Consider the following 264-nt stretch of genomic DNA (forward strand, 5'->3'; position numbering starts at 1 on the left):
GGTGAGTCGGTGTTGATCACTGGTGCGTCGGGTGCGTTGGGTGGTCTTGTGGCGCGGCATCTGGTGGCCGAACACGGTGTGCGCAGGCTGTTGTTGACCAGTCGCAGGGGCTCCGAGGCCCCTGGTGCTGCGGAGTTGGTTGCGGAGCTGACCGGTCTTGGTGCCGAGGTGGAGGTGGCGGCGTGTGATGTCGCCGACCGGGAGGCGCTGGCCGGGCTGCTGGCCGGGCGCGGCCTGACGGGTGTGGTGCACGCGGCGGGTGTG

At 70.5% G+C, this 264-nt stretch carries 1 protein-coding gene; it reads left to right on the forward strand.

Translation table 11 applies throughout. From position 1 onward, the window contains the following. Positions 1-264: KR domain-containing protein (locus tag DEH69_RS27040; RefSeq protein ID WP_113689615.1), on the forward strand; the 264-nt coding region annotated here is incomplete at both ends.

The sequence above is a fragment of the Streptomyces sp. PT12 genome, assembly GCF_003311645.1.
Classification (GTDB): domain Bacteria; phylum Actinomycetota; class Actinomycetes; order Streptomycetales; family Streptomycetaceae; genus Streptomyces.